We start from the raw sequence: 19,720 nt of genomic DNA, 5'->3' as shown, positions 1-19,720 counted from the left end.
CGCTGCTCCACGGTCAACGAGCTGGTCCTCAACATGCGACTGCTCCCCGAAGGTCGAAGCTGAATTTCTCAGTCCAACTTCCGGGGAGCAGTTCAACTCGGCCGAGGGCGCCCCGCGCGCGTTGAACGACTACTTGGCCTCGCCGAGGAGCTCCGCCATCCGGGTCACGCCGGTGACGAGGTCTTCGTCGCCGAGGGCGTAGGACATGCGGAAGTAGCCCGGGGTGCCGAAGGCCTCGCCCGGAACCACCGCGACCTCCGCCTGCTCCAGGACCAGGCTCGCCAGCTCCACGCTGGTCTCCGGCCGGACGCCGCGGATCTCCTTGCCCAGCAGGCCCTTCACCGACGGGTACGCGTAGAACGCGCCCTGCGGCTCCGGGCAGCTGACGCCGGGGATCGCCGAGAGCAGCTCGACGATCTTGCGGCGGCGGCGGTCGAACGCCGAGCGCATCTCCGCGACGGCGTCCAGCGAGCCGCTGACGGCCTCCAGCGCGGCCCGCTGCGAGACGTTGGCGACGTTGGACGACAGGTGCGACTGCAGGTTCCCGGCCGCCTTGATGACGTCCGACGGGCCGATCATCCAGCCCACCCGCCAGCCGGTCATGGCGTAGGTCTTGGCGACCCCGTTGAGCACCACGCAGGTGTCGGCGAGCTCCGGGACCACGGCGGGCATCGACACGTTCCGGGCGTCGCCGTAGACCAGGTGCTCGTAGATCTCGTCGGTGATCACCCAGATGCCGTGCTCGACGGCCCAGCGGCCGATCGCCTCGACCTGCTCCGGCGGGTAGATCGCGCCGGTCGGGTTGGACGGCGAGTTGAACAGCAGCACCTTGGTGCGCGGCGTCCGCGCGGCCTCCAACTGCTCGACGGAAACCAGGTAACCGGTCGACTCGTCGGCGGGCACCACCACCGGAACACCACCTGGCAGGGTGATGGCCTCCGGGTAGGTGGTCCAATATGGGGCGGGCAGCAGGACCTCGTCGCCCGGGTCGATCAGCGTCTGGAACGCCTGGTAGACGGCCTGCTTGCCGCCGTTGGTCACCAGCACCTGACTGGCCTGCACGGTGTAGGCGGAGTCGCGCAGCGTCTTCGCGGCGATGGCCTCGCGCAGCTCCGGCAGGCCGGCCGCCGGGCTGTAGCGGTGGTTCTTCGGGTCGGAGCAGGCGGCGATGGCGGCATCCACGATCGGCTGAGGCGTCGGGAAGTCCGGCTCGCCGGCGCCGAACCCGATCACCGGCCGGCCGGCCGCCTTGAGCGCCTTCGCCTTGGCGTCCACGGCCAGCGTGGCGGACTCGCTGATCCCGCCGATCCGCGCGGACACCCGCGCCCTGGTCTCTTGGTCTGTCTGAGGTGCGGCCATGCCTGCATCCTGACAGACGCGGAGTGTCCTCGAACACGCTCCCCACCAGCGGCGGAGTTGTTCATGACCCGGCACTGGGGGGTGCCGTTGGAGCAAGGTCGTCGGTGTGCCGTACACTTTCGAACCTGGGATGCCTGAACACCGTGGAACCCCGGTTCCAAGGCCGGTGTCGGGCGTCCTGAACTGCGGTCGAGCTCCAGGGCCGCAAAGGGGTGTAGCTCAATTGGCAGAGCAGCGGTCTCCAAAACCGCAGGTTGCAGGTTCAAGTCCTGTCACCCCTGCGTCGATGCGACGGTGAGCGGAGGATTGGCGTGAGCGAGGACCGCGAGCAGGGGCAGGACGGAGCGCGCGACGACGCAGCCCGTCCGTCCAGCGCCGCGGCGCGGCGCGAGCGCCGTGCCTCCGCCCGTCCGGCCGGTCGCAAGGGCCGGTCCGGTGAGCCGGGTTCGGCCGGAGCGAACTCGGCGCGCACAACTGAGTCGAAGGGTCGGCCGACCCCGTCGCGGGATGGCCGGCAGGGTCGGGTTTCGCTGTTCCGGAAGATCGGACGCTTCCTGCGCGAGGTCGTCGCCGAACTGCGCAAGGTCATCTGGCCGACGCGCAAGGCGCTGGCGACCTACACCGTCGTGGTGCTGGTCTTCGTCAGCATCATGGTGGCGTTCGTGGCCGGCGTGGACGTGCTCTTCGCCAAGGGCGTGGGCTGGCTGTTCGGCTCCGGCTGAACGGCTGCGGGCCCGCCCTAGGTGGTGCCGGCGGCGGAACGACGACCCGGCACGCAACGCACGAGAGGAAGCGAGACCGACTGTGACCTCCCACGAGGGCCAGGAATCCACCGGCCTCACCGAAGAGCAGGTGCAGCCCGAGGCCGCCGAGGCCGAGGCGACCGCTGACTCGGTCGACGCAGTCGAATCCGCGGACAGCGCCGACTCCGGCGAGGACACCGGTTCGGCCGACGAGGCCGAGGCACCGGCCGAGGGCGGCGAGGACGTCGACGAGACCGGCGAAGCCGGCGACGAAGACGAAGAAGGCGAAGCCGACGAGGAAGCGGCCGCCGAGCCGGACCCGGTCGAGGAGCTGCGCGCAGCGCTGCGACGCGCCCCAGGCGACTGGTACGTCGTGCACTCCTACGCCGGCTACGAGAACAAGGTCAAGACCAACCTCGAAACGCGGGCCCAGACGCTCGACGTCGAGGACTTCATCTTCCAGGTCGAGGTGCCGACCGAAGAGGTCACCGAGATCAAGAACGGCCAGCGCAAGCTGGTGCAGCGCAAGGTGCTGCCCGGCTACATCCTGGTGCGGATGGAGCTCAACGACGCGTCCTGGAGCGCGGTGCGCAACACGCCGGGCGTCACCGGCTTCGTCGGCGCCACCTCCAAGCCGTCGCCGCTGACCATCGACGACGTGCTGAAGTTCCTGGCGCCGCAGGTCGAGGAGAAGAAGGCCGAGCCGGGCAAGAAGGCCGCCGCATCGGCCGCCGCCAAGCCCTCGGTCGAGGTCGACTTCGAGGTCGGCGAATCCGTCACCGTCATGGACGGGCCGTTCGCGACCCTGCCCGCGACGATCAACGAGGTCAACCCGGACGCCCAGAAGCTCAAGGTGCTGGTGTCGATCTTCGGCCGTGAAACGCCGGTTGAGCTGTCGTTCAGCCAGGTTTCCAAGATCTGACCGTCCTCCCGCGATGCGGGAGTGCGGCGGCTGCGCGCGGATCTGGCAGGACCCGCGCGCAGAACCGGGCGAAGCCACCGTTTCGTGGTCTCGCCAGATTCGGCTCCGCCACTAGGCGGGGCCGGGCAACCGGATAGCGAAGACACAGGAAGCAAACATGCCGCCCAAGAAGAAGAAGCTCGCAGCGATCATCAAGCTGCAGATCCAGGCCGGCCAGGCCAACCCGGCCCCGCCCGTCGGCCCGGCGCTGGGTCAGCACGGCGTCAACATCATGGAGTTCTGCAAGGCCTACAACGCCGCCACGGAGAACCAGCGTGGCAACGTCGTGCCGGTCGAGATCTCCGTGTTCGAAGACCGCTCCTTCAGCTTCGCGCTGAAGACCCCGCCGGCGGCCAGGCTGCTGCTCAAGGCTGCGGGTGTGGCCAAGGGCAGCGGTGAGCCGCACAAGACCAAGGTCGGCAAGGTCTCCATGGACCAGGTCCGCGAGATCGCGCAGACCAAGATGGCCGACCTCAACGCCAACGACATCGACCAGGCAGCCAAGATCATCGCCGGCACCGCTCGGTCGATGGGCCTGACGGTCGAAGGCTGACCGAAGCCGGATAGTCGGCAGTGTGGGAGGGCTCCAGCGCAGCCCGACCAACCACAACTGATCCACCTGCGATAGGGACAGAAATGGCAAAGCGCAGCAAGGCATACCAGCAGGCGGCCGAGCTGATCGATCGCGCGCGGCTGTACGCGCCGACGGAGGCCGCCGAGCTGGCCAAGAAGACCGCCAAGGTCAAGTACGACGCCACCGTCGAGGTGGCGCTGCGGTTGGGCGTCGACCCCCGCAAGGCAGACCAGATGGTCCGCGGCACCGTGAACCTGCCGCACGGCACTGGTAAGACTGCCCGCGTCATCGTGTTCGCCGTCGGGGACAAGGCCGCCGAGGCCGAGGCCGCCGGGGCGGACGCGGTTGGTTCCGAGGACCTGATCGAGCGCATTCAGGGCGGCTGGCTCGATTTCGACGCGGCGATCGCCACCCCGGACCAGATGGCCAAGGTCGGCAAGATCGCTCGGGTGCTCGGCCCGCGCGGCCTGATGCCGAACCCGAAGACCGGCACCGTCACTCCGAACGTCACCAAGGCGATCACGGAGATCAAGGGCGGTAAGATCAACTTCCGCGTCGACAAGCAGGCCAACCTGCACTTCATCATCGGCAAGGTGTCCTTCGACACCGAGAAGCTGGTGGAGAACTACACGGCGGCGCTGGACGAGATCCTGCGCGCGAAGCCGTCGGCGTCGAAGGGCCGGTACCTGAAGAAGGTCACCTTCACCACCACGATGGGCCCGGGCATCCCGGTCGACCCGAACGCGACCCGGACCACGGCCTCGGCCTGATACCGGAGTTCCGCTGAAAGGGCGGGCCACCCCACCAGGGGAGGCCCGCCCTTTCGCGTTGAGGACATCCGGTTCCGGGGCGACGTAGAAGTTGAACTTCGTCGCCGCGTTGGGGAGCTCCCAATTTCAGGCAAAATCGGAAACTCGCTAGCCGCCGCAGCTGTCGGCTTGGAGGGCGTAGGCGCTGATCGCCCAGCCGCCGTCCGGCTGCTTCGTCAGCTTGAAGGTGCCGAGGCGCGGACCGCCGTTGACCTGCACCCGGCAGCCGAGGACCTGGGCCTCCTGGCCGATCTCGGTCACCGCGTTGTGGTCGAACTTGGGATTCGCGTACGCGTTCGGGTCGGTGATCTGCTCGTGCACCTGGCGTGCCGCGGTGGCGCAGTCCGGGGCCTGGTGGGCGCCGGCGAAACCGGACTTGCCATCTGTGTCGAACAGGTCGCAGGTCCGTTCCGGGCCCGCCCCGCGCAGGTAGTTGTAGACGCTGCGCACCGCCTGCTGGGGGTTCGTCGACTTCACCGGTACCGAGTCGGCCGGTATGCCGGTGTTGGTGGTGCCGTTTTCGCCTCCGGAACTGCCGAACCAGGACGTCATCAGGCTGTTGTACAGGTAGTTGAGCAGCAGAAGCGCCAGCAGCAGGTAGATCAGGCGGCGGACCAGCTTGTAGCGCAGTAGGCCCAGCGCTCGTTTCCACCAGGCCTTCTTCGGCGTTTCCGGCTTCGCCGCCGGGGGCGCCGCGGGTGGCGGGACCGCTACGTCTCCGTCCTGGGACTGCTGCCATTCGCGGAACTTCTGGAACTCCAGGAATTGCTGGTACTGGCGGAATTCCGCGTCGTCCGCCGCCGGTTGCTGCGGGCGGGCCGGTGCGTCGGTTTCGACGACCTCGCTCTCCACCACCTCGGCGTCGACGATCTCCGCGGTGCGCGGTCTTTCCGGCAGGTTCGGGCCGGGCTCCGGGCGGGGCGACTCGTGCTGATCAGCCACGCACCACATGATGCCCGGCCGTCGCGCCGAGGTCACGACCGGTGAGGGCCGTCGGGCCGGGAACCGGGGGTGGTTGGTGGGCCCCGGGGCGGGTCGCGTACTCTTGTGAAGGTTCCACCCAAGACCGCTGGTCTTCTCCGTGCTCCGCGAGGAGCGGGGAGAACGAAGGTCCCGTGAGATGCGGGCGGCCCGCGCAGGAGGACGAGGCTATCCGTGCGCGCGCTGCGCGCCCATGATCTTGACGCCCCGTGCTTTCTGCGCAGGGGCGTTTTGTCGTCTCAGGACCGGCTGGATGCGGATCACAGTCGGAAATAGAGAGGAGGCGACATGGCGAAGCCCGACAAGGTTGATGCGGTCACCGAGATCGCGGATAAGTTCAGCAACTCGACCGCTGCGGTCGTGACCGAGTACCGCGGGCTGTCCATGGCGCAGCTGTCTGAGCTGCGTCGTGCCCTCGGTGCGGGCACCTCGTACCGTGTCGCGAAGAACACGCTGGTCAAGCGTGCCGCCGAGCAGTCCGGCGTCGAGGGCCTCGACGACCTGTTCGTCGGCCCGACCGCTATCGCCTTCGTTGAGGGCGAGCCGGTCGACGCGGCCAAGGCTCTGCGTGAATTCGCCAAGGACAACAAGGCCCTGGTGATCAAGGGCGGTTACATGGACGGCCGCGCGCTGTCCGTGTCCGAGGTCGAGGGCATTGCCGACCTCGACTCCCGCGAGGTCACCCTGTCCAAGCTGGCCGGTGCCATGAAGGCCAAGATGGGCCAGGCCGCCGCGCTGTTCGCCGCGCCGGCGTCCCAGGTGGCTCGGTTGGCCGCCGCTCTGCAGGAGAAGAAGAGCGGCGAAGCCGACGCCTGAGTCCCTTGTGGATGCGGTTGTCGGTCGCAAGAACTCCCCACCCGGGTGCTTCCGGATCCCGGGCACTGAACTGAAAGGAACGCCGCCGTGGCGAAGCTGAGCAACGAAGAGCTGTTGGACGTCTTCAAGGAGATGACCCTCCTGGAGCTGTCGGAGTTCGTTAAGCAGTTCGAGGACACCTTCGACGTCACCGCCGCCGCCCCGGCCGCCGTCGTGGCCGGCCCCGCCGCCGCCGCCCCGGCCGCCGAGGAGCAGGACGAGTTCGACGTCATCCTCGAGGGCGCTGGCGACAAGAAGATCCAGGTCATCAAGGTCGTCCGTGAGATCGTCTCCGGCCTGGGCCTGAAGGAGGCCAAGGAGCTGGTCGAGGGCGCTCCGAAGCCGATCCTGGAGAAGGTCGAGAAGGAGAAGGCCGAAGAGGTCAAGGCCAAGCTGGAAGAGGCCGGCGCTTCGGTCTCCGTCAAGTGAGCATCTGACTCACGGTAAAAAGGCGGGCACTCGCGGTTGCGAGTGCCCGCCTTTTTTGCTGTCCGGGAAAGAAATCGCTTTTACCGGACAAATCCTGTGGTTCCTCGAATCGAAGTGAACTGACGAGTAACCCGTTCGCGTCAGGCTCGTTGCATAGGTGTGACGCCGATGACCTTCGTTAAGCGCGTCACATGTGCCAGGCTGCCTCACCGGGGTGATCCCCGATGTGGTGAATTCGAGGAACGCGGAGGTGCGGATGGGCGTCGAGGTGGTTGTCGACGGACTTTCGAAGTCCTTCGGCGCGCAGACCATCTGGCGGGACGTCACGCTGACGCTTCCTCCCGGCGAGATCAGCGTGCTGCTCGGGCCTTCCGGAACCGGGAAGTCGGTGTTCCTGAAGTCCTTGGTCGGCCTCCTGAAGCCGGAGCAGGGCCAGGTGGTCATCAACGGCACGGACATCTGCACCTGCTCGGAGAGCGAGCTCTACGAGATCCGCAAGATGTTCGGCGTCCTGTTCCAGGACGGCGCGCTGTTCGGGTCGATGAACCTCTACGACAACATCGCGTTCCCGCTCCGCGAGCACACCCGCCGGAGCGAATCCGAGATCCGCAACCTCGTGCTCGAGAAGATGGAGATGGTCGGTCTTCTCGGCGCCGAGGAGAAGCTGCCCGGTGAGATTTCCGGCGGTATGCGCAAGCGGGCCGGGCTGGCCCGCGCGCTGGTGCTGGATCCCGAGATCATCCTGGTCGACGAGCCCGACTCCGGGCTGGACCCGGTTCGCACCGTGCTGCTGAACCAGCTGATCGTCGACCTGAACGCGCAGATCGACGCCACGATCCTGATCGTCACCCACGACATCAACACCGCCCGGACGGTGCCGGACAACATCGGCATGCTCTACCGGCGGAATTTGGTGATGTTCGGGCCGCGCGAGGTGCTGCTGACCTCGGCCGAGCCGGTGGTGGTGCAGTTCCTCAACGGGCGCGCCGACGGGCCGATCGGCATGAGCGAGGAGAAGGACATCGGGCCGTCCGAGCTGGCGCGGCTGAGCCAGCTCGCCGTGCCGCCGATGATGGCGCAGCTGGAGGTCTCGCCGGGAATGCCGGAGCGGACCGCGGTGCGCCGCCGCAAGGACCGGGTGCTGCGCCAGCTGCGGACGCTCAACCCGTCGGCGCAGCAGGAGATCCTCAAGACGCTGAGCCAGGACGAGCTGGCGCTCTACGGCTTTTCCACGCCCGCGACCGGCGCGTGGCCGCAGCACACCGAGCCGGTGCAGCCGCCGGCCCCGGACCGGCTGCCGCCGGCGGCGGTCGCCGACGTGCCGCAGCAGGTGCGCCCCTCGCCGCATCCCCGGCAGCCGGAGGCGCCGTCGCCGGACGCCGAGTTCGAGTCGGCCGAGGGGCAGCGGCGTCGTTGGTTCGGCCGCAAGCGGGGTGAGTCGTGAGTTCGCCGTCCCAGGCGCGGTTTCCTGGTGCGGGCGGGCTTCGGGAGACCGGCCGCATGTTCGCGCTGGCGCTCGATGTCGTGCGGGCGATGCCCAGCCGCCCGTTCCAGATCCGCGAGTTCGTCCAGCAGTGCTGGTTCATCGCCAGCGTGACTATCCTGCCGACCGCGCTGGTGTCGATCCCGTTCGGCGCGGTGATCGCGCTCCAGCTGGGCTCGCTGACCAGGCAGATCGGTGCCCAATCGTTCACCGGCGCGGCGAGCGTGCTGGCGATCATCCAGCAGGCCAGCCCGATCGTGACCGCGCTGCTGATCGCCGGGGCCGGCGGTTCGGCGATCTGCGCGGACCTCGGTTCCCGGAAGATCCGCGACGAGATCGACGCGATGGAGGTGCTGGGGATCTCGCCGATCCAGCGCCTGGTGGTGCCGCGGGTGCTGGCCGCGATGCTGGTGGCGCTGCTGCTCAACGGCATGGTCAGCGTCGTCGGCGTGCTCGGCGGCTACACGTTCAACGTGATCATGCAGGGCGGTACGCCCGGCGCGTACATGGCGAGCTTCAACGCGCTCGCGCAGCTGTCCGACCTGTGGATCGGCGAGCTGAAGGCGGTGATCTTCGGGTTCCTGGCCGGTGTGGTGGCGGCCTACCGGGGCCTGCACCCGCCGCCGGGGCCCAAGGGCGTGGGGGACGCGGTGAACCAGTCGGTGGTGATCACCTTCCTGCTGCTGTTCGCCGTCAACTTCGTCCTAACGACGCTCTACCTGCAGCTCGTCCCAGCAAAGGGAATGTGACATGAGAAGCATGTTCCTGAACCCGGTTTGCGCAGCGGTGCGGGTAACGGCCCCCCTGCGGGAGTTACAGACGCCGCCTCGGCTGTGGGATCCGCGACTTGTGCATGTCCAATACGCGGCATCAGGGCAGGTCCCCGCAGAGAGCCCCTTATGGGGTGGGCACCGTCTGAGAACCCGCGGCGGTGCGAGTTGCGTAGGTGGGCTGAGCGGCTGCGCCGCTTCAAAGAGGCGGACGGCGACATGGTGACGATCTCGCAGCGCGCGAAGCGCGCGGCCCGGCGTCCGCTGGTGATGCTGGACGACCTGGGCGACCAGATGTCGTTCTACCTGCGGTCGCTGGCGTGGATTCCGCGGGCGGTCACCCGCTACGCCAAGGAGACGGTGCGGCTGCTCGCCGAGGTGAGCTTCGGCAGCGGTGCGCTGGCGGTGATCGGCGGCACGGTCGGCGTGATGATCGGCCTGACCCTGTTCACCGGCACGGTGGTCGGCCTGCAGGGCTTCGCGGCGCTGGACCAGCTTGGCACCTCGGCGTTCGCCGGGTTCGTCTCCGCATACTTCAACACCCGCGAGATCGCGCCGCTGGTCGCCGGGCTGGCGCTGTCGGCGACGGTCGGTTCCGGTTTCACCGCTCAGCTGGGCGCGATGCGGATCTCCGACGAGATCGACGCGCTGGAAGTCATGGGCGTGCCGAGCCTGCCGTACCTGGTGACGACCCGGGTGATCGCGGGGTTCATCGCGGTGATCCCGCTGTACGTGCTGGGCCTGCTGACGTCCTACATCGCCGCCCGCGCCGTCACGATCTACATCTACGGCCAGTCCGCGGGCACCTACGACCACTACTTCAACCTGTTCCTGCCGCCCGAGGACGTGCTGTGGTCCTTCGGGAAGGTGCTCGTCTTCAGCGTCGTGGTGATCATGACGCACTGCTACTACGGCTATCGCGCCAGCGGCGGCCCGGCCGGTGTCGGCATCGCGGTGGGCCGCGCGGTGCGGACCGCGATCGTGACCACCGCGCTGCTCGACTTCTTCCTCAGCCTCGCGATCTGGGGCACTACGACGACGGTTCGGATCACCGGATGAGTACGCGAAGTGCGTTGACGACGATCCGGCGCCGCGCCCTCGGCTTGGCGCTGCTGCTGAGCATGGTGCTGTTCATCAGCCTCACCGTGGCGATCTACCAGAAGGCCTTCGCGTCCAGCGTGGACGTCGTGCTGAAAGCGCCGTCGACCGGGAACCAGCTGCTGCCCGAGTCGGACGTGAAGGTGCGCGGCATGGTCGTCGGCCGGGTGGTGAGCGTGACGTCCACTGGGGACGGTGCCGAGCTGCGGCTGGCGCTGGACCCGGAGCGGGCCGAGCAGCTGCCGTCGAACGTGTCGGCGCGACTGCTGCCGCGGACGCTGTTCGGCGAGCGGTACGTGTCGTTGGAGCTGCCGGAGCAGGCCTCGACCAAGGTGTTGGCCTCCGGTGACGTGATCGAGCAGGACCGCACCAGCGCGGGCATCGAGCTGGAGCAGGTGCTGTCCGACACGATGCCGGTGCTGCAGGCGGTCCACCCGGACGACCTGGCCGTGACGCTGAACGCGCTGGACCAGGCGTTGGCCGGGCGCGGCAAGCCGCTGGGCGAGACGCTGTCGCAGCTGAACACCTACCTGGACGGGCTCAACCCGTCGGTGCCGGACCTCAAGGAGAACCTGCAGGAGCTGGTCGGCGTCGCGCAGACCTACGAGCAGGCCGCGCCGGACGTGCTGGAGGCGCTGGACAACTTCAGCACCACCGCCCGGACCCTGGTGGCGCAGCGGGAGAACCTGACCGCGCTCACCTCGCAGCTGACCACCAGCTCCGGTGATCTGACCGGCTTCCTGCGGGACAACCGGCAGAACATCATCCAGCTCGGCGACGCGCAGCGGCCGACGCTGGACGTGCTGGCCAAGTACGCGCCCGAGTACCCGTGCTTCCTGCAGGAGATGGCGGAGTTCGTGCCGCGGATGCGGCAGGTGTTCGGCGAGGGCTCCGCCGAGCCGGGACTGCACATCACCCTGGAGGTCGTCGCGACCCGCGGCAAGTACGTGCCGAACCAGGACGAGCCGGAGTTCGCCGACAAGCGCGGCCCGCGCTGCTACAACTTCATGCCGCTGCCGGATCCGGTGCCGGAGTACCCGCCGGACGGGCCGTTCAAGGACGGCTCGGTTCCGCCGCCCGCATCGCGGCCGGCCGACGGCGGCCTGAACCCGCCGTCGATGGGCCAGGGCTACCTGCCCGCCGGCACCTCGCCGCAGTCCGCGGCCTGGGTGAACTCCCCGGCGGAGCGGGACATGGTGGCGATGCTGCTGGCGCCCGCGGTGGGTCGCGAGCCGAGTGAGATGCCGGACTGGGGCTCGCTGCTGGTCGGGCCCGTGCTTCGCGGAGCGGAGGTGAGTTACCGGTGAACGGCCGCAGCATCGTCGCTCCGCTGGTGAAGTTCCTGATCTTCGTGCTGGTCACCGTGCTGGCCACCGGGTTGCTGGTGCTGACCATCGCCAACCAGGACCTGCGCGCGTCGGAGTCCTACACGGCGCGGTTCACCGACGTCACCAACCTCAACGAGGGCGACGAGGTGCGCATCTCCGGGGTCAAGGTCGGCCAGGTGGAGAGCATCGAGGTGGTCGACCGGCGGCTCGCCGAGGTGCGGTTCAACGTGTCTGACCGGCGGCTGCCGAGCTCGGTGACCGCCACCATCAAGTACCGCAACCTGGTCGGCCAGCGCTACATCGCGCTGGAGCAGGGCGCGGGCGGCTCCGGCGGATTCCTGGCCCCGGATGCCGAGATCCCGTTGGAGCGCACCAAGCCGGCGCTGGACCTGACCGTGCTGCTGGGCGGGTTCAAGCCGCTGTTCCAGGCGCTCGCGCCGGAGGACGTGAACAAGCTGTCCTACGAGATCATCCAGGTGTTGCAGGGCGAGGGCGGCACGGTGGAGAGCCTGCTGGCCCACACCGCCTCGCTGACCTCCACGATCGCCTCCCGCGACCAGGTGATCGGGCAGGTCATCGACAACCTCAACGGCGTGCTGGACACCGTCAACTCCCGCGACCAGCAGTTGTCCGAGCTGATCGGCCAGCTGCAGCAGGTGGTGTCCGGGCTGTCCGCCGACCGGGATTCGATCGGCTCCGCGATCACCGCGATGGACGGCCTGACGAACAGCACCGCGGGCCTGCTGACCGAGGCGCGGCCCGGGCTGCAGCAGGACATCGCGGGCCTCGGCGACCTGTCGAAGAACCTCAACGACCACGAGGAGCTCACCGAGCGGGTGCTGCAGAACATGCCCGGCAAGCTCGAAACGATCGGCCGGACCGCCAGCCACGGCTCCTGGTTCAACTTCTACTCGTGCAAATTGAGCGGCACGGTGGGCATCGGCGAGCTGAACCTGCCGCTGCCGCTGATGCCGGTGACGCAGTCGAGGTGCCAGCGATGACCGCATTCTCCCAGCGCGATCCGCTCAAGATCGGCATCGCCGGCCTGCTGGCGCTGGTGCTGATGTTCCTGCTGGCGCTGAACTTCGAGCGGCTGCCGTTCATCGGCGGCACCACCTACACCGCGCAGTTCACCGAGGCCGCCGGGCTGCGGCCGGACAGCGAGGTGCGCATCGCCGGGGTGAAGGTCGGCACCGTCTCGGACGTCGAGATCGAGGACGACCACGTGCTGGTCAGCTTCCGCGTCGGCGACGCGTGGCTGGGCGACCACACCACCGCCGCGATCCGGATCAAGACGCTGCTCGGCCAGAAGTACCTGGCGCTGGATCCGCAGGGCGGCAAGGAACTGTCGCCGTCCGAGCCGATCCCGCTGCAGCGCACCGTGTCGCCCTACGACGTCATCGAGGCGTTCAGCGACCTCTCGACCACAGTGGACAAGATCGACACCGGGCAGCTCGCGGCGAGCTTCCGCACACTGTCCGACACGTTCAAGGGCACGCCCGACGAGGTCAGCGGCGCGCTCGACGGGTTGTCGCGGCTGTCGCAGACCATCTCCTCGCGCGACGAGCAGCTGGAGCAACTGCTGAACAACACCTCGCAGGTGTCGAAGACGATCGCCGACCGCAACGCTGACTTCGAGAAGCTGCTGGCCGACGGCAACCTGCTGCTGCAGGAGATCCGGGCGCGGCGGGATTCGATCAGCGGCCTGCTGGCGGGCACCCGCGAGTTGTCCCAGCAGCTCAGCGGGCTGGTCGATGACAACAACGCGCAGATCGGCCCGGCGCTGCAGCAGCTGGACCGGGTCACCAAGATGCTGCAGCGCAACCAGGACGACCTGAACCGCAGCCTCGAGATGTTCGCCCCGTTCACCAGGTACTTCTCCAACGTGCTGGGCAACGGCCGCTGGTTCGACACCTACATCTGCGGCCTGCTGCCGCCCGCCATCGGTCCGATCAACCAGAAGGGCTGCCAGCCATGACCAGCGCACGCCCGACGCTGACCAGGACGCTGTCGATCGCCGTGGTGGTCGTGCTCGCCGCGACCCTCGGGGTGTGGTGGCTGTTCTTCGGTGCCGCCGAGCGGAAGGTCACCGCGTACTTCCACGCCGCCGTGGGCATCTACCCGGGCGGTGACGTGCGGATCCTCGGGGTGCCGGTGGGCACCGTCGACGAGGTCGTGCCGCAGGGCCAGCTGGTGCGCGTCGTGATGAGCGTGGACCGCGACGTGAAGGTCCCCGCCGACGCGGGCGCGGTGGCGGTCGCGCCGAGCGTGGTCAGCGACCGGTACGTGCAGCTCGCCCCCGTCTACCGGGGCGGGCCGGAGCTGGCCGACGGCGCGGTGATCCCGAAGGAGCGCACCGCGACTCCGGTGGAGCTGGACCAGATCTACCGCAGCCTCAACGACATCACGACCGCGCTGGGACCCAACGGCGCCAACGCCGACGGCGCGCTGACCGATCTGCTCAACACCAGCGCGGCGAACCTCGACGGCAACGGGAAGGCGCTGTCGGAGACCATCCGCAACCTCGGCGAGGTCGGCACCACGTTGTCCGGCAACAGCGATCAGCTGTTCGCCACCGTCGACAACGTGCAGCGCTTCACGTCGATGCTGGCCGAGAACGACGACCAGGTGCGCCGGTTCAACACCCAGATGCAGCAGGTCAGCTCGTTGCTGTCCGGCGAGCGCGAGGACATGAGCGCGGCGCTGGCGGAGCTGGCCGTGGCGCTGGGCAAGGTCGAGTCCTTCGTGCGCGACAACCGGGGACTGGTGAAGTCCAATGTGGACCAGTTGAACGCGGTGGCGAACGTGCTGGTGGAGCAGAAGGCGGCGCTCAGCGAGTCGCTGAACAACGCGCCGCTGGCGTTGAGCAACCTCAACAACGCCTACAACGGTGCGGCGGGAACGCTGGACGTCCGTGCGAACCTCAACGAGCTCAACCAGCCGCCGCTGGTGTCGGTGTGCAAGCTGCTGCAGCAGCACAGCCCCGCCGACGTGCCGAAGGACGTCAGCGACGCGTGCAAGTCGCTGCAGCCGATCCTCGACGGCGTGGTGAAGCTGCCCACCCCGGCGGAAACGCTCAACGCCATCCAGAACGGCAAGCTCCCACCACTGCCGCTTCCGCTGTCCACCCAAACCGCGGGAGGTGACCGGTGATGCGGCGAGTGCTGAGCCGATTGCGGGCGAAATCGCCGCTGCCCCGCGGCCTGCAGGTCGGGGCCGCGTTGACCGCGGCGCTGGTCGTGATCGGCGGGTGCAGCTCGCAGGGCGTCTACGACATGCCGCTGCCCGGCGGCGCCGACCTCGGCAGCAACCCCTACGAGGTCAAGGTGCGCTTCGCCGACGTGCTGGACCTGGTGCCCAACGCCGGGGTCCGGGTCAACGACGTGCCGGTCGGCCGGGTGTCGACCATCGGTCTGGCTCCCGATTCCTGGCAGGCCGAGGTGACCGTGCTGGTCAACGGCGACGTCAGGCTCCCGGCCAACGCGACCGCCCGGCTGCGGCAGTCCAGCCTGCTCGGCGAGAAGTACGTCGAGCTCGCCAACCCGCCGGAGGGGCAGTCCGGAGTCGGCCGGCTCGCCGACGGCGCCCTGATCGGCCTCGACCGCACCGGCCGCAACCCCGAGGTGGAAGAGGTGCTCGGCGCGCTGTCCATGCTGCTCAACGGCGGTGGCGTGGCGCAGCTGCAGAACATCACCAAGGAGCTCAACGCCGCGCTGGAGGGCCGCGAGTCCGACGTCCGCGGCCTGCTGTCCAATTTGGACGAACTGGTCGCCGGGCTGGACGCGCAGCGCGACGACATCACCCGGGCGCTGGAGAGCATCAACCGGCTGAGCGCCCGGCTCAACGAGCAGCGCGGCAGCATCGACACCGCGCTGCGCGACCTGGAACCGGGGCTGCGGGTGCTCAACGAGCAGCGCACCCAGCTGGTCACCATGCTGCAGTCGCTCGACGAGCTCTCCGGCGTCGGCACGGACGTGGTCAACAAGTCCCGCGACGACCTGGTGCACAACCTCAACCAGCTCGCGCCGGCCCTGCACCAGCTGGCCGCGGCGGGCGAGAGCCTGCCGAAGTCGCTGGAGGTGCTGGTCTCGTTCCCGTTCCCGGACAACGCGGTCGACGGCATCGGCAACAGCGACTTCACCAACCTCTACGCCAACGTGGACCTGAACCTCACCCACGTGCTGGAGAACATCGGCCGCAGCCGGCAGCCGCTGATCCCGCTGCCTGACGCGCTGAAGTCCATCCCGCTGCCGCTGACGCAGCAGGCGCCGCCGGAGCAGACCGCGGAGCCGCCGGCCGAGCCGGAGCGAGAATCCGGCGGCCTGCTGGGCTCGTTGTTGGGAGGTGGCCGCTGATGCTCACCCGTCGAGTGCGCCTGCAGATCATCGCGTTCATCGCGATCGCCCTGGTCGGCGTCAGCTACGCCGGAGCCCGCTACGCGGGACTGGACCGGTTGCTCGGCCCGCGCGGTTACGTGGTGACGCTGCAACTCGCCGACACCGGCGGTGTTTTCAACAACGCCGAGGTCACCTACCGCGGCGTGCCGGTCGGCCGGGTCGGTGACCTGAAACTGACCGGCACCGGCGTGGAGGTGCCGCTGGACATCGAATCCAGCGCGCCGCGGATCCCGCGCGACGTGCAGGCGGTGGTGACCAACCGGTCCGCCGTCGGCGAGCAGTACGTCGACCTGCGACCCAAGCGCGACGACGGCCCGTTCCTGGAGAACGGTTCGGTGATCGCACAGGAATCCGCGACCACGCCGCTGCCGGTGGAAAGCCTGATGACGAACCTGGACGCGTTCGCGAACTCGGTGCCGGAGGACTCGCTGCGCACCGTGGTCAGCGAGCTCGGCACGGCGTTCCGCGACAACGGCGGCCACCTGCAGACCATCCTGGACACCAGCCGCGAGTTCACCACCGCCGCGCAGGAGCACCTGCCGCAGACGGTGCAGCTGCTCCAGGACGGCAAGACGGTGCTGGCCACCCAGAACGAGCAGGGCTCGGCGATCAAGTCGTTCGGCGAGGACCTGCGGCTGCTGTCGGAGTCGGTGAAGAACTCCGACGGCGACCTGCGGGCGGTGATCGAGCGCGCCCCGCCGGCGGCCCGCCAGGTCAGCGCGTTCCTGCAGGAGAATCAGCAGCTCGGCCCGCTGCTGGCGAACCTGACGACCACCTCGCAGGTCTTGGCCAAGCGCGTCGACGGCATCGAGCAGGTCATGACGCTGTACCCGGCGATCGTCACCGCCAGCAACACGGTGGTGCCCGGCGACGGCACGGCGCACTTCGGCCTGGTGCTCAACGTGTTCGACCCGCTGCCCTGCACCAAGGGCTACGAGTCGACCGAGCGCCGCGCCGGAGACGACTTCCGTGAGATGCCGCTGAACCCCAACGCGCACTGCGCGGAACCACCGGGCAGTGACACGTCGGTCCGCGGCGCGCAGAATGCACCGGGACAGTAGGAAGGAGGCGGACATGACCATCGGAACCGCTGGGCGGAAGCGCCCGATCGCGGCCCTGGTCACGGGCCTGACGCTGCTCGCGTGCGGCGTGGTGGCCAGCCTGTTCTTCGGCGTCTCCTGGGCGCTCGCCGGCAACGACTCCTCGGTCACCCGCGCGGAGGTGCGGGATGCGGCGCTGCGCGACGGGCAGAGCGCGATCATCAGCTTCAACAGCCTCGACTACCGCGATGTGGACGGCGGCCTGAAGCGCTGGGAGGACAATTCGGCGGGCCCGCTGCGCGACGAGATCCGGCAGGGCAGGCAGAACTACGCGACCCAGATCACCCAGGCGAAGAGCAGCACCACGGCCCGGGTGCTCGACGCCGGGATCGTCGAGCTCGACGAGAACGCGGGCAAGGCCCGGATGATCGCCGTCGTGCAGGTCACGGTCACCATCGAGGGCCAGCAGCCGACGAACAAGCAGGACCGCTACCAGGCCGAGCTCACCCGCGAAGGAGAGACCTGGAAGCTCAGCGGGCTCGGCACCGTGCCGGTCGGCTGAACGGCGAGACTCGCAAGCAATTCGAGGAGTGCAGTCAGTGCCAAGCAACCGCCGCAAAACCCCCGCTCGCCGCCCCAGGGTGGCAGGCCTGCGCCACCGCGAAACCCTGCTCGGCGATGCTCTCCAGGAGGAGGCCCGGGAAGCCCGGCGCGCTGCGGGTGAGCAGCGGGCTTCCGGCGGAGCTGCGGGGCGGGCGTCGGATGTCGAGGCTTCGCGCAACGGCTCCGTCGAAGCGGAGCGCGGCGAAGCCGAGGTGGAGCGCAGCGACGTTGCCGGCGTGGCGGCTGGTTCCGTGCAGCTCGGCGAAGCCGTTGATCCGGAGCGCAGCGAGGCTGTTGATTCGGAGCCGGCCGCAGAGCGCGGCGAAGAGGCCGGCGTGGAGCCGGAAGGATCCGGCGGCGTAGCCGCGCCTTCGGCGAAGCCGAAGCGGGCAGCCGCAGCGAAGCCCGGCGAATCGGCTGGTGCCGAGCCGGCGAGATCGAGCGGCGTAGCCGCGCCTTCGGCGCCGTACGAGGCGCAGCGGGGCTGGACAGCCGGGGCGCAGCCCGGCGTCGTGGCCGGCGCAGCGGCGTCCGGCGGGACGTCGTTGAAGGGCGTGACGTGGGCGGTTTGGATCCTCGCGATCTTGTTCGCCGGGGCGGCGGTGTTCCTCGGCATCCAGGCGTTCGGCGCGCGCTACTCCGGGGCCGGGGCCAACGAGGCGCTGGTTTCGGCCGGGGCGACCAGCGAGGTCAACGGCCAGATCAGCGATGCCGTGGAGAAGGTGTTCTCCTACGACTTCAACGACACCGCCAAGACCGAGACGGCCGCGCGGGATCTGCTGGTCGGTTCGGCGGTGCAGAAGTACGACGACCTGTTCAAGGTGGTCCGGGAGCAGGCCCCGCAGCAGCAGCTGATCGTCACCACGACCGTGAAGAGCAGCGCGGTGACGAGGCTGCAGGGCGACCGCGCGGAGCTTCTGCTGTTCGTCGACCAGCACGCGATGCGCGCCAACACCGGCGAGAGCAACGTCGGCCCGGCCCAGATCTCGGTGAGCGCCGAGAAGCAGGGCGACCGGTGGAAGATCACCCAGATCACCCTGCGCTGAAGGCCAATGCCCGTGAGTGTTTTGGGGCGCTGTTGCACCCCAAAACACTCACGGGAGAGCGACCGGCGTAGCGAAGCACCGGGCGAACGCCCAGCGCTCTCCGGGTTCGGGTCAGTCGGTTGAGCTCCGATCCGGTGTTGCAGAACTACCACCTGCTGCCGAGCGTCCGGGGCGATCTCCTGGTGCGGCTCGGACGCGGCGAAGAGGCGAAGCTGGAGTTCGAGCGGGCCGCGGAGCTCACCCAGAACATCGCGGAACGCGCCTTCCTGCTCCGCCGCGCGGAAGAGCTCGCCGACAGCGGCGTTTCCGGCCCGGCGCTCGGGGCGGCGGCCGAAGAGTTCCTGGCGCGCGACGAGCTGAACGCCGCGACGATCCGCTCCTACGGGCAGACCCTGCGAAGGCTGCGCCTGGCCGTGGGAGATCAGCTGCCGCTTGCCGCCCTGACGGCCGAGCAGGTGGCGAGGGTGTTCGAGACGGCGTGGGGCGCGGCGGCGGCGAAGACGTGGAACCGGCACCGCTCGGCGATCCGGTCGTTCTGCGCGTGGGCATGCCTGGACGACCTGGCAGCAGATCTCGACCGCCGCGCCGAAACCCGCTCCCGGGCGCTGCCGATCGGCTCCGCGCAGCTCTACGAGATCTGGAACCGCCCCGGAATCCCGCTGCGGGAACGCGCCTTGTGGCGACTGCTGCACGAATCCGGGGCCGCGGTGAAGGCCGTCCTGTCCCTGAACGTCGAGGACCTGGACCTGGACGACCGCCGCGCTCGGGCGGCCGGCACCTGGGTGAGCTGGCGATCCGGCACGGCCGGGCTGCTCCCCGAGCTGGTGGCGGGCCGCTCTCGAGGCCCGCTGTTCCTGACCGATCGCAAGCCCGGGCCGTCCCGGACGCCCCGGGACGGAGACCGCTGCCCGGAGACGTGCCGCAGCCGCCTGTCCTACGAACGAGCCGAGTACCTCTTCAAACGAGCCACCGCGGCACTGGACCCGACCGGCGACGGCTACACCCTCCGCCAGCTGAAACCCCTTGCCTGAAAAGGGAAATCAGCCCGTCGGGAAGGCAGGCCAGCGGCCGAGCCGCGGTGAAGCCGAGGTGGCCGAGCCGAGGTGGCCGACGCTGACGGCGCTGAGGTCGCGAACGGGGCCGTGGGGGTGTTTGGGGGGGGTGGGGGGGCCAAAAAAAAACGGGCCCCCGGGCGCGGCGAAAAATGGACCCGAGAGGGCACGCGGCGCGGGGGCCGGGGCGGG

General features: G+C 69.1%; 20 protein-coding genes and 1 tRNA gene. 19 read left to right on the top strand and 2 right to left on the bottom strand.

Translation table 11 applies throughout. From position 1 onward, the window contains the following. Positions 1-129: 129 nt before the first annotated feature. Positions 130-1,359 (bottom strand): pyridoxal phosphate-dependent aminotransferase, encoded by a 1,230-nt coding sequence (locus AB0I53_RS26725; protein WP_358608351.1) that lies wholly within the window; start codon positions 1,357-1,359, stop codon positions 130-132. A 208-nt stretch (positions 1,360-1,567) separates the two neighbouring features. Between AB0I53_RS26725 and AB0I53_RS26720 the strand changes: the two genes are divergently transcribed. The 5 genes from AB0I53_RS26720 to rplA all read left to right on the top strand — a co-directional run bounded on the left by AB0I53_RS26720 (position 1,568) and on the right by rplA (position 4,407). Further along, positions 1,568-1,640: transfer RNA gene (locus tag AB0I53_RS26720), tRNA-Trp, on the top strand. A gap of 30 nt (positions 1,641-1,670) precedes the next feature. Then, a complete protein-coding gene (gene secE / locus AB0I53_RS26715; RefSeq protein WP_358608348.1) occupies positions 1,671-2,081 on the top strand; it encodes a preprotein translocase subunit SecE in 411 nt (136 codons plus the stop codon). Between the two features lie 82 nt (positions 2,082-2,163). After that, positions 2,164-3,024 (top strand): transcription termination/antitermination protein NusG, encoded by an 861-nt coding sequence (nusG, locus tag AB0I53_RS26710; protein WP_358608345.1) that lies wholly within the window; start codon positions 2,164-2,166, stop codon positions 3,022-3,024. A 157-nt stretch (positions 3,025-3,181) separates the two neighbouring features. Continuing rightward, positions 3,182-3,616, top strand: a complete 435-nt coding sequence (gene rplK, locus AB0I53_RS26705; RefSeq protein ID WP_358608342.1) for a 50S ribosomal protein L11 — start codon at positions 3,182-3,184, stop codon at positions 3,614-3,616. An 83-nt stretch (positions 3,617-3,699) separates the two neighbouring features. Further along, positions 3,700-4,407 (top strand): 50S ribosomal protein L1, encoded by a 708-nt coding sequence (gene rplA, locus AB0I53_RS26700; RefSeq protein ID WP_358608339.1) that lies wholly within the window; start codon positions 3,700-3,702, stop codon positions 4,405-4,407. A gap of 147 nt (positions 4,408-4,554) precedes the next feature. Here the strand turns inward: rplA and AB0I53_RS26695 are convergent, their stop codons facing one another. After that, positions 4,555-5,397: a hypothetical protein gene (locus tag AB0I53_RS26695; protein WP_358608369.1), complete on the bottom strand. Its 843-nt coding sequence runs from the start codon at positions 5,395-5,397 to the stop codon at positions 4,555-4,557. Between the two features lie 318 nt (positions 5,398-5,715). Here AB0I53_RS26695 and rplJ point away from each other — a divergent pair, with 318 nt between their 5' ends. The 14 genes from rplJ to AB0I53_RS26625 all read left to right on the top strand — a co-directional run bounded on the left by rplJ (position 5,716) and on the right by AB0I53_RS26625 (position 19,507). Then, a complete protein-coding gene (rplJ, locus tag AB0I53_RS26690) occupies positions 5,716-6,243 on the top strand; it encodes a 50S ribosomal protein L10 (RefSeq protein ID WP_358608336.1) in 528 nt (175 codons plus the stop codon). A gap of 87 nt (positions 6,244-6,330) precedes the next feature. After that, positions 6,331-6,711, top strand: coding sequence for a 50S ribosomal protein L7/L12 (rplL, locus tag AB0I53_RS26685; protein ID WP_358608333.1), 381 nt, complete (start codon positions 6,331-6,333; stop codon positions 6,709-6,711). 256 nt (positions 6,712-6,967) lie between these two features. Then, on the top strand, positions 6,968-8,155 hold the full coding sequence (locus AB0I53_RS26680; RefSeq protein ID WP_358608366.1) for an ATP-binding cassette domain-containing protein: 1,188 nt from the start codon (positions 6,968-6,970) through the stop codon (positions 8,153-8,155). Next, positions 8,152-8,943 (top strand): ABC transporter permease, encoded by a 792-nt coding sequence (locus AB0I53_RS26675; protein ID WP_358608330.1) that lies wholly within the window; start codon positions 8,152-8,154, stop codon positions 8,941-8,943. Before AB0I53_RS26680 ends, AB0I53_RS26675 begins: the two co-directional genes overlap by 4 nt. Positions 8,944-9,183: 240 nt before the next feature. Further along, positions 9,184-10,023, top strand: a complete 840-nt coding sequence (locus AB0I53_RS26670) for an ABC transporter permease (RefSeq protein WP_358608363.1) — start codon at positions 9,184-9,186, stop codon at positions 10,021-10,023. Beyond that, on the top strand, positions 10,020-11,369 hold the full coding sequence (locus AB0I53_RS26665) for an MCE family protein (protein WP_358608327.1): 1,350 nt from the start codon (positions 10,020-10,022) through the stop codon (positions 11,367-11,369). Before AB0I53_RS26670 ends, AB0I53_RS26665 begins: the two co-directional genes overlap by 4 nt. Continuing rightward, entirely contained in the window at positions 11,366-12,391 is a 1,026-nt protein-coding gene (locus AB0I53_RS26660) for an MlaD family protein (RefSeq protein WP_358608324.1), read from the top strand. The genes AB0I53_RS26665 and AB0I53_RS26660 overlap by 4 nt, the downstream gene beginning before the upstream one ends. Further along, positions 12,388-13,368, top strand: coding sequence for an MCE family protein (locus tag AB0I53_RS26655; protein WP_358608321.1), 981 nt, complete (start codon positions 12,388-12,390; stop codon positions 13,366-13,368). The genes AB0I53_RS26660 and AB0I53_RS26655 overlap by 4 nt, the downstream gene beginning before the upstream one ends. Then, on the top strand, positions 13,365-14,543 hold the full coding sequence (locus AB0I53_RS26650; protein ID WP_358608318.1) for an MCE family protein: 1,179 nt from the start codon (positions 13,365-13,367) through the stop codon (positions 14,541-14,543). Before AB0I53_RS26655 ends, AB0I53_RS26650 begins: the two co-directional genes overlap by 4 nt. After that, positions 14,543-15,745, top strand: coding sequence for an MCE family protein (locus tag AB0I53_RS26645; protein WP_358608315.1), 1,203 nt, complete (start codon positions 14,543-14,545; stop codon positions 15,743-15,745). Before AB0I53_RS26650 ends, AB0I53_RS26645 begins: the two co-directional genes overlap by 1 nt. Continuing rightward, positions 15,745-16,848, top strand: a complete 1,104-nt coding sequence (locus tag AB0I53_RS26640; protein WP_358608313.1) for an MlaD family protein — start codon at positions 15,745-15,747, stop codon at positions 16,846-16,848. The genes AB0I53_RS26645 and AB0I53_RS26640 overlap by 1 nt, the downstream gene beginning before the upstream one ends. A 13-nt stretch (positions 16,849-16,861) precedes the next feature. Continuing rightward, positions 16,862-17,389, top strand: a complete 528-nt coding sequence (locus AB0I53_RS26635; protein WP_358608310.1) for a hypothetical protein — start codon at positions 16,862-16,864, stop codon at positions 17,387-17,389. Between the two features lie 37 nt (positions 17,390-17,426). Then, entirely contained in the window at positions 17,427-18,476 is a 1,050-nt protein-coding gene (locus AB0I53_RS26630; protein ID WP_358608307.1) for a hypothetical protein, read from the top strand. Positions 18,477-18,595: 119 nt separating this feature from the next. Next, positions 18,596-19,507: a site-specific integrase gene (locus AB0I53_RS26625; protein ID WP_358608305.1), complete on the top strand. Its 912-nt coding sequence runs from the start codon at positions 18,596-18,598 to the stop codon at positions 19,505-19,507. The last annotated feature ends 213 nt before the right edge of the window (positions 19,508-19,720 follow it).

It is taken from the genome of Saccharopolyspora sp. NPDC050389 (assembly GCF_040655595.1).
In the GTDB taxonomy this organism is placed as follows: domain Bacteria; phylum Actinomycetota; class Actinomycetes; order Mycobacteriales; family Pseudonocardiaceae; genus Saccharopolyspora.
Note: the sequence above shows the minus strand (reverse complement) of the source record. Positions and strands in the feature narration are given on the sequence as shown.

Bases quoted from the DNA above. Each gene is read 5' to 3' on its own strand.
- AB0I53_RS26725 (WP_358608351.1), bottom strand. From the start codon at position 1,359: ATGGCCGCACCTCAGACAGACCAAGAGACCAGGGCGCGGGTGTCCGCG.
- rplK (WP_358608342.1), top strand. From the start codon at position 3,182: ATGCCGCCCAAGAAGAAGAAGCTCGCAGCGATCATCAAGCTGCAGATC.
- rplA (WP_358608339.1), top strand. From the start codon at position 3,700: ATGGCAAAGCGCAGCAAGGCATACCAGCAGGCGGCCGAGCTGATCGAT.
- AB0I53_RS26695 (WP_358608369.1), bottom strand. From the start codon at position 5,397: ATGTGGTGCGTGGCTGATCAGCACGAGTCGCCCCGCCCGGAGCCCGGC.
- rplJ (WP_358608336.1), top strand. From the start codon at position 5,716: ATGGCGAAGCCCGACAAGGTTGATGCGGTCACCGAGATCGCGGATAAG.
- AB0I53_RS26680 (WP_358608366.1), top strand. From the start codon at position 6,968: ATGGGCGTCGAGGTGGTTGTCGACGGACTTTCGAAGTCCTTCGGCGCG.
- AB0I53_RS26670 (WP_358608363.1), top strand. From the start codon at position 9,184: ATGGTGACGATCTCGCAGCGCGCGAAGCGCGCGGCCCGGCGTCCGCTG.
- AB0I53_RS26665 (WP_358608327.1), top strand. From the start codon at position 10,020: ATGAGTACGCGAAGTGCGTTGACGACGATCCGGCGCCGCGCCCTCGGC.
- AB0I53_RS26655 (WP_358608321.1), top strand. From the start codon at position 12,388: ATGACCGCATTCTCCCAGCGCGATCCGCTCAAGATCGGCATCGCCGGC.
- AB0I53_RS26650 (WP_358608318.1), top strand. From the start codon at position 13,365: ATGACCAGCGCACGCCCGACGCTGACCAGGACGCTGTCGATCGCCGTG.
- AB0I53_RS26645 (WP_358608315.1), top strand. From the start codon at position 14,543: ATGCGGCGAGTGCTGAGCCGATTGCGGGCGAAATCGCCGCTGCCCCGC.
- AB0I53_RS26640 (WP_358608313.1), top strand. From the start codon at position 15,745: ATGCTCACCCGTCGAGTGCGCCTGCAGATCATCGCGTTCATCGCGATC.
- AB0I53_RS26635 (WP_358608310.1), top strand. From the start codon at position 16,862: ATGACCATCGGAACCGCTGGGCGGAAGCGCCCGATCGCGGCCCTGGTC.